6 protein-coding genes are annotated in these 8,271 nt (G+C 70.5%); 3 read left to right on the top strand and 3 right to left on the bottom strand.

The window, feature by feature from the left end:
• Positions 1-1,128: sigma-70 family RNA polymerase sigma factor (locus ABZ656_RS54090; protein WP_360279546.1), on the bottom strand; the 1,128-nt coding region annotated here is incomplete at its 3' end.
• Between the two features lie 242 nt (positions 1,129-1,370).
• Positions 1,371-2,150 (bottom strand): TetR/AcrR family transcriptional regulator, encoded by a 780-nt coding sequence (locus ABZ656_RS54085; protein ID WP_101404225.1) that lies wholly within the window; start codon positions 2,148-2,150, stop codon positions 1,371-1,373.
• A 374-nt stretch (positions 2,151-2,524) separates the two neighbouring features.
• Between ABZ656_RS54085 and ABZ656_RS54080 the strand changes: the two genes are divergently transcribed.
• A complete protein-coding gene (locus ABZ656_RS54080) occupies positions 2,525-3,904 on the top strand; it encodes an NAD(P)/FAD-dependent oxidoreductase (RefSeq protein WP_101404226.1) in 1,380 nt (459 codons plus the stop codon).
• 240 nt (positions 3,905-4,144) lie between these two features.
• Positions 4,145-5,800 (top strand): SpoIIE family protein phosphatase, encoded by a 1,656-nt coding sequence (locus tag ABZ656_RS54075; RefSeq protein WP_360279542.1) that lies wholly within the window; start codon positions 4,145-4,147, stop codon positions 5,798-5,800.
• 97 nt (positions 5,801-5,897) lie between these two features.
• On the opposite strand, the gene ABZ656_RS54070 is transcribed toward ABZ656_RS54075, so the two are convergent.
• Complete coding sequence (locus ABZ656_RS54070) at positions 5,898-7,175, bottom strand: MFS transporter (RefSeq protein WP_360279539.1); 1,278 nt, start codon at positions 7,173-7,175, stop codon at positions 5,898-5,900.
• A 144-nt stretch (positions 7,176-7,319) separates the two neighbouring features.
• Here ABZ656_RS54070 and ABZ656_RS54065 point away from each other — a divergent pair, with 144 nt between their 5' ends.
• Positions 7,320-7,880, top strand: a complete 561-nt coding sequence (locus ABZ656_RS54065; RefSeq protein ID WP_101404229.1) for a MarR family transcriptional regulator — start codon at positions 7,320-7,322, stop codon at positions 7,878-7,880.
• Positions 7,881-8,271: the final 391 nt, after the last annotated feature.

The raw sequence follows: 8,271 nt of genomic DNA, 5'->3' as shown, positions 1-8,271 counted from the left end.
GCCGCTCGCCGCCGCGGCGCCCGCCGCCCCGGCCGCGCCCGCTCCGGCGCCACCGGCGATGAGCGCGACGGCCTTCGCGTACCCGGCGGCACCGAACCAACCGATGACCGCGACCGGCACGACCGCGGGGATCCCGCTGGCGACTTCCTTGATCTGGCCCGCGGCCAGCCGGCACTTGGCGCACTCCTCCAGGTGCTTGCGCAGTCCGCGCTCGGCCCGGGTGCGCAGGCCGCCCCGGGCGTAGGCGCCGAGCCGGTCGGCGTAGCGCGCGCACTCGTCGTCCATGGTGAGCGTGATGCTGACGTGTGCCTGGAGGTAGGCCTGCTTGAGGCCCTCGCGGGCGCGGCTGGCCAGGACGCGGGTGCCGTTGGCGTCGAGCCCGAAGAGCGTGGCGACCTCGCTCGGGGACTCGTCCTCGACCTCCGTGTGCCACAGCACGGCCTGCCAGCGCTCCGGCAGCGACCGGAACGCTTGCATGGCCATGGACTGCTCGGCCTCGTGCATCGCCCGTACGTCGGCGCCAAGGTCCAGCGTGTCGTCGTCGGACACCTCGGAGGTGCGGGAGGACTGTGCGGCGAACACCGCGAAGTCGTCGACCAGCTGCTCTCGCTTCGCGGACTTCGTCCAGCTCGCGGCGACGCGGCGGACCGTGGTGAGCAGATACGCGCGTACGGCGTGCTCGGGGCCGTGGCCGCGCCGGACCGCCTGGAGCATGCGGGCGAACACCTCGGCGGTGAGGTCGTCCGCGGTGTGCGCGTCCCGGCAGCAGGTGCGGGCATAGCGACGGACGGCTTCGGCGTGACGGCGGTACAACTCCTCGTACGCCGTGTCGTCGCCCGCGCGCATCCGCCCGATCAGATCGGCGTCGGAGGGCGGCAGCTCGATCGGGGGCGGCAGGACGTGCCCGACGTCACGCCGGTCGAACCGGTCGCGCTGCGCCGGGACGCTGGGGTCCCTTGGAGCGCCCGAACCGCCTGAACCACCCGAAGCGCCTGAAGCACCCGGCGTACTCGAGGGTTCCGAGGTGATGCCCGACGGGCCGCCCTGGCTCGGCACCTGCCGCGAGGGCGACCCGCCGGCCTCCGCGCCACCGTCACCGAGTGACTCGTCCCGCCCGTCAACGCTCATCGCGGAAAGCCCCCGCCTGCACACTCGGACCCGAATACCGGGACAGAGTGCCACACGCTTCAGGGGCGGAACCCCACCGCACGGACCAACCACTCGTCCGTGGGGACTTGCCACACGACAGCACTAGTGGTCACTTGTTTGGTGAATAGTCAATAAACGCTCCCCATAAGGCAGTTGCGTTATGGCCCGGAATGTGCGGACCCCGAGTTCCGTCCCCTCGGAATCCGTCACCCCGGCCACCGTCACGCGGGCCGCGAGCGCAGCCCCTCCAGCAGGATGTCCAGCAGCCGGGCCGAGGCCGCGGCCTGCTGGGCGGCATCCGGCAGCGAGGGCGCCGCCGTGGCTATGACCAGCAGTACGTCCGCCACGGTCACGTCCGCCCGCAGCTCGCCCGCCGCGCGCGCCCGATCCACCAGCCGGCCCACCACGTCGAGCAGTGCGGCCGCACCGGCGTCGTCGGCCACCGCGGCCATGGCCTCCTCCTCGGGCGACGGCCGCTGCTCGACGAGCCGGAGCTCGGGGGCGAGCTGGGACCGCTGCTGCGGCACCCGCGCCTCGTCCGCCGAGGGCCCCTCCTCCGCGACGCCGACCCGCAGCACCTGCGGCGGCAGCAGCCGCCCGGCACCCGAGGCCACCGACGTACGCAGGAAGCGCGAGAGCGCCGACCACGGCTCGTCCTCCTGACCGAGCGCCGCGCGCGCCTGGTCGGTCAGCCGGGAGGTCTCCTCCTCGGCTATCCGACGGACCAGGACGTCCTTGCTCGGGAAGCGCCGGTACACCGTGCCGACGCCGACCCGGGCGCGCCGCGCCACGTCCTCCATCGGCGCGCCGTACCCCAGCTCGCCGAAGACCTCGCGCGCCGCGCGCAGTACGTGCTCCAGATTGCGCTGTGCGTCCACCCGTAGCGGCGTCGTCCGCGATCCGTCCACCGGACCGCGGCCATTGCCGCCCGTTGCCGCGCCGATCGTGCCACCGGACGCGATGGCAGACGCGGAAGACCAATGAGAGTCCTGAATGTGCATAAGCGTTCCCCCGGTAATGACGTCTCCCCCCGGAGACTCTCCCCGCCATTGGAAGCCGGAGCGTGCGGAACAAGCTTGATTCACGAGCCCGTCGTGCGGACTCGTCGAGCGCATCCCCCTACACCCCGTCGACACACGAACATAGTTGAGTGGGGGTCAATTCAGAAGGGGCAGGTTCCGCACGGAGCGCCCCCCGATCGGAGTACGGGTCGGTTACCTCCCGATTAAACCCCCTCCGAACCCCTCGAACACCCCCGCTGACCTGCGTACTCTTCCTGCACTCCGGCAAACCGGCCAACCCCTCGGGCCCCCGGCGGTCGGTCACACAAATTGTCGAGCCTGTGGACAAACTCAAGAGCGGGGTGCGTCATGGGATGGTGAAGGAACCTGTGCGCATTCTCATCGTCGGCGGCGGCTACGTCGGGATGTACACCGCCCTGCGCCTCCAACGAAAGTTGAAGCCGGAACTGAATCGGGGCGAGGTCGAGATCACCGTCGTCTCCCCCGACCCCTATATGACTTATCAGCCGTTCCTTCCCGAGGCCGCCGCAGGCCTGATCTCGCCGCGCCATGTGGTGGTCCCGCTGCGCAGGGTCCTCGACGGGTGCCGGATCCTCGTCGGCGAGGCCCACAGCATCGACCACGCCAAGCGCACCGCGACGCTCAGCACGCTCGCCACCGCCGAGGAGGGGGCGGGCACGGAACAGATCACGTACGACGAACTCGTCCTCGCCCCAGGCTCGGTCTCACGCGCCCTCCCGATCCCCGGACTCGCCGACTACGCCATCGGCTTCAAGACCATCGAGGAAGCCATCGGGCTGCGCAACCACGTCATCGAGCAGATGGACATCGCCTCCTCCACCCGGGACCCCGCGATCCGCGACGCCGCCCTGACCTTCGTCTTCGTGGGAGGCGGTTACGCGGGCGTGGAGGCGCTCGGCGAACTCGAGGACATGGCCCGCTACGCCGCCCGCTACTACCACAACGTCAACGCCGACGACATGAAGTGGATCCTCGTCGAGGCCTCGAACCGCATCCTCCCCGAGGTCGGCGAGGAGATGGGCAAGTACACGGTCACCCAGCTGCGCCGTCGCAACATCGACGTACGCCTCGAGACCCGCCTCGACTCCTGCGCGGACCGGATCGCCGTCCTCAGCGACGGCGCCCGCTTCCCCACGCGCACGGTCGTGTGGACCGCCGGCGTGAAACCGCACCCGATCCTGGCCGCCAGCGATCTCCCCCTCAACGAGCGCGGCCGCCTCAAGTGCACCCCCGAGCTGACCGTCGAAGGCGCCCCCCACGCGTGGGCCGCCGGAGACGCCGCCGCCGTCCCCGACGTCACCGCCGAGGAGCCCGGCAAGGAGACCGCGCCCAACGCCCAGCACGCGGTGCGCCAGGCCAGGGTCCTCGGCGACAACATCGCGCACTCCCTGCGCGACGAGCCCCTGGAGACGTACTCCCACAAGTACGTCGGCTCGGTCGCGTCCCTCGGGCTGCACAAGGGTGTCGCACACGTCTACGGGCGCAAGCTGAAGGGTTATCCTGCCTGGTTCATGCACCGCGTCTACCACCTGAGCAGGGTCCCGACCTTCAACCGCAAGGCCCGCGTGCTCGCCGAATGGACCTTGGCGGGGCTCTTCAAGAGGGAGATCGTGTCCCTTGGATCGCTCGAACATCCTCGAGCGGAGTTCGAACTCGCGGCCGGTGGAAAGCATCCCATCGACCCGAAGCTCGACCCGAAGGGGTCGTCCTGAACGGACCCAGGAACTCCACCGATCAGGCAGGCGTCTGACGGATGTCGGTCCGGTCGGCCAGACTGGTCCCGACCTTGGGCGGGCCGACGGTTCGCTCTTCGCACCCACAGGCTTCTTCCCCAGCGCCGCATTTCCCGGGTTCCGATCAGGGAGGCAGCGCTCCAGTGGCTCCGGCCGCGGGCCGGACCCCCGGCCGGATCCGGAGCCGACCGGAGACGACAATCACGAGGCAAGGATTCGGTGAACTTCACCCGCTGGAGCGCCCGGCTCCCCGGAACGCAGCGCCGCGCCGCGGCGCGAACCGAACACACGGCCTCCCCGGACCGCCGAGGCGAGGGCTCCGTGCCCGCGGCCCGCGCCGAGCAGCTGACCGACGACGTGCCGCCCGTCCCCGCCGTCGACGACCTGCCCGTGCGCGAGGTCCTCGACCGCGTCCCGGCCCTCGTCGCCCTCGTGCACGGCCACGACCACCGCGTGGCGTACGTCAACGACGCCTATGTGGCGGCCTTCGGCGCCCGACCCGTCGGCGAACCCGCACGCGAGGCGCTGCCCGAGCTCGCGGAGATCGGCCTGCTCCCGCTCCTCGACCAGGTGCTGCGCAGCGCCAAGCCGCGCACGGTCAAGTCCCGCAAAGCACCCGGCGGCCGCTCGTACACCTTCACCTGCACGCCCGTCGACGCCACCCCGGACGGCCAGGACGGCGGCGTACTCGTCTTCGCCACCGACGTCACCGACCACGCCGAGGCCGCCGAGCGACTGCGCGCCAGCGAGCGCCGTCAGCGCGAGACCGCCGTCACCCTCCAGCGCTCCCTGCTCCCCCAGGAGCTGGAAGAACCCGACGACCTGCGCGTCGCCGCCACCTACCAGCCCGGCGGCACCGAGGCCGCGGTCGGCGGCGACTGGTACGACGTGATCACCCTCGGCGGCGGCCGCACCGCACTCGTCATCGGCGACGTGATGGGCCGCGGAGTGCGGGCCGCGGCCGTCATGGGGCAACTGCGCACCGCCGTACGCGCGTACGCCCGCCTCGACCTTCCCCCGCACGAGGTCCTGCAACTCCTCGACGGACTCGCCACGGAGATCGACGCCAACCAGATCGCCACCTGCGCATACGCCGTCCACGACCCCAACGAGGGGCGGCTCGTCTACGCCTCCGCGGGCCACCTCCCGATCCTCGTCCGCGACGAGCACGGCACCGTGATCCGCGCCGACGAACCCACCGGGCCGCCGCTCGGCACCGGCGGCTGGATGCACGCCTCCGGCTCGATCCCGCTGGGACCCGGCTCCACGGCCGTCCTCTACACCGACGGCCTTGTCGAGCGCCGGGACGAGGACCTCGACGAGGGGATCGCGTCCCTGGAGCGCGCCCTCGCGGGGGCGACGGGCACTCCCCAGGTCGTCTGCGACCGCCTCGTCCGCTCCGCGGGCGTCACCGCCGACCATGACGACGACGTGGCCGTCCTCGTCCTCCAGCACCCCGCCCGTACGGGCCCCGACGGCGAGCTCTTCCGCAACGCGGCCCTGGAGCTGCTGGGCGGGGTGGAAGCGGCTCCGCGCGCGCGTGCCTTCGCCTCCGGCGTGCTGACGAGTTGGCGTTTCCCGTCCGACCTCCATGACCTCGGCGTCCTCGCCACCAGCGAACTGGTCGCCAACTCCCTCCAGCACGGCACCCCGCCGATGCGCCTCCGGCTGCGCCGTACCGACCGCCGCCTCATCATCGAGGTCACCGACGGCGACGACCATCTGCCGCGGCGGCGTCGCGCCGAGCCCGCCGACGAGGCCGGGCGCGGTATCGCGATCGTCGCGACGATCGCTTCCGGTTGGGGGTCGCGGCGTACGCCCGGGGGAGGGAAGGCGGTCTGGTGCGAGTTCGCCCTCCCACGCCCCGCCGGCTGACCCCTGCCCCCAGGTGTGTTCCTCGGGAAACAGGAAACGGCTGCCACCACGGTGAAACGTGGTGGCAGCCGTCGTACGAACGTCGTACAGACCTCCGTCAGGCGCTTGCCCGTACCGGCTCCGCGGGTGCCGCCCCGCCCTGGGCCACCACCCGGCTCTTCGCCAGCCAAGGCTGGTTCTGTACGGGGCTGAGCTGCCGCCCGAGCCGCAGCGCCAGGAACGTGATGCCGAGGGAGAAGAGCAGGAACGTCACGACGTACGGACCGTGCAGCGATGCCCCCATCGGACCGCCCACCGCCGGACCGACGGCCAGCGCGAGCTGCTTCACCAGAGCGAAGGCGGAGTTGTACTGGCCGGCCAGTCCCGTCGGCGCCAGATCCGCGACCAGCGGGGCGACCGTCGGCGACAGCATCGCCTCGCCGAGTCCGAACAGCGCGTACGTCGAGACGAACGCCGCCGTGGCCATCGTCTGGCTGCCGTGTCCGAGCCCCGCGTACCCGGCGGTCAGCCACGCCACGGCCCAGATGAGGCCCACCGCCGCGATCACCCGCGACCGCTTCCGGCGTTCGACGAACTTCAGCACCGCGAACTGCGCCACCACGATCATCGCCGTGTTCGCCGCCATCGCCGTACCGAGGGCGGAGGTCGAGATCCCGGCCGCCTCGACGCCGTACGCGGACAGCCCCGACTCGAACTGCCCGTAGCAGGCGAAGAACAGCACGAAGCCCAGCACGGACAGCTGCACCATGGCCCGGTTGCCCAGCAACTGCTTCCAGCTGCCCCCCTCGGCCCGCGGCGCGTCCCCCTTGATCCGCGGCGCGTGCGGCACCCGTACGGTCGCCATGATCACGACCAGCACCAGGAACATCGCCGCCTCGATCGCGAACAGCAGCGTGAACGAACTCGCGCGGGTCGTGTCGACGATGTGGCCGCCGATCAGGCCACCCACGCCGAGCCCGAGATTCTGCAGGAAGAACTGCGTCGCGAAGGCGCGCGACCGCGTGTCCGCCGTCGAGCAGTCCACGATCATCGTCGCCAGCGCCGGCTGCATGACCGCTTGTCCCGCACCGAGCGCCGCCGACGACAGCAGTACGGCCGTGGCGTTGCTCGCGAGCCCCAGGCTCAGCGCCCCGAAGGCGGCGGTGACCAGGGCGGTGAGCAGGACCGGCAGCGGGCCGCGCAGGACGATGGCCCGCCCGGCGAACGGCAGCACCACGAGAGCGGCCACGGCGAAGACGGCGAGCACGAGGCCCGCCGTCATGGAGCCGAGTCCCCGTACCTGCGCCACATAGACGTAGAGGAAGGGGACGGTAAAGCCGAGCCCGAACGCTCCGAGTGCGTTGCCCACGTGGATCCGGCGCATCGCTGCGCCCATCGCCCTGGTCACTTTCACCTGCCTTGGTAGTGAAGCTTCGGCATGCATGGATGCATCCCTGAAGACTTCGAAGCTAAAGTTAGATGTTGAACTGTACAGCTCGAAGGACTTCAACGCCAAGCGAGCCCGTGCGATACTTCGGACATGGGCGACACCCCCGGCGTCACTGCGCCGACTACCGAGCCGACACTCGACGAACAGATCGCCGCCTACCAGCGTGAGTTCCGGGACCTGGACCCCCAGGTCGAGAAGATCGTGTCGGCCCTCGGCCGCCTCAACCGCCGTATGAACGTCGCCTACGGCCGCCAGACCGCCACCCTCGGCATCAGCAACGCCGAGTGGGAGGTCCTCAAAGCCCTCGTCCTTTCGGGGGAGCCCTACCGGATGGGCCCCAGCGACCTCGCCAAGCGGCTCGGTCTGACCCCGGCCGCGATGACCCACCGGATCGACCGGATGGTCGCGGAGGGTCTGGTCACCCGGGAGCGCGACGAGTCGAACCGCGTCCGCGTGATCGTGGAGCTCACGAACGAGGGACGCGAGAAGTGGCTGGAGGCCATGCGCCTGGCCGCGGTCTTCGAGGAGGACCTCCTCCAGGACCTGTCCGCCGACGAGCGTGGTGTCCTCGGCGAGGTTCTGACGCGTCTCCTACGACGCGTGGAGCACGCCCAGCCCGACGCGGGCGGCCGGCTCAGCGACCTCGAATAAAAGATCTTGACAGGGATGGTTGACATCACCCTGCCGGATCCGTAAGGTTCTTCGAGTTGCCACGGGGCCGTAACGGTTCTGCGGTAGCACCTCCGCCGCAGTAGCGGCACTCAAACCACCAGCACGATCTCCCAAACGGGTGAATTCGGCGTGCCCGAATTCAATTTCGATTGGGACGCGGCGGTCCGATTAGGAACTGCCGAGAGGATCCGCTAAAGTTTGGGACGTCGGAACGGCCCAACAGCCGGGAAGACAAGCCCCGCTGACTGGGAATCAGGCCCGAAAGGATCTGATAGAGTCGGAACCGCCGGAAAGGGAAACGCGAGAGCGAGAACCTGGAAAGCACCGAGGAAATCGGATCGGGAAACGGTCTGATAGAGTCGGAAACGCA

This window comes from Streptomyces sp. NPDC007095, from assembly GCF_040634475.1.
Lineage (GTDB): Bacteria > Actinomycetota > Actinomycetes > Streptomycetales > Streptomycetaceae > Streptomyces.
Note: the sequence above shows the minus strand (reverse complement) of the source record. Positions and strands in the feature narration are given on the sequence as shown.

Bases quoted from the DNA above. Each gene is read 5' to 3' on its own strand.
- ABZ656_RS54085 (WP_101404225.1), bottom strand. From the start codon at position 2,150: ATGCACATTCAGGACTCTCATTGGTCTTCCGCGTCTGCCATCGCGTCC.
- ABZ656_RS54080 (WP_101404226.1), top strand. From the start codon at position 2,525: ATGGTGAAGGAACCTGTGCGCATTCTCATCGTCGGCGGCGGCTACGTC.
- ABZ656_RS54070 (WP_360279539.1), bottom strand. From the start codon at position 7,175: ATGGGCGCAGCGATGCGCCGGATCCACGTGGGCAACGCACTCGGAGCG.
- ABZ656_RS54065 (WP_101404229.1), top strand. From the start codon at position 7,320: ATGGGCGACACCCCCGGCGTCACTGCGCCGACTACCGAGCCGACACTC.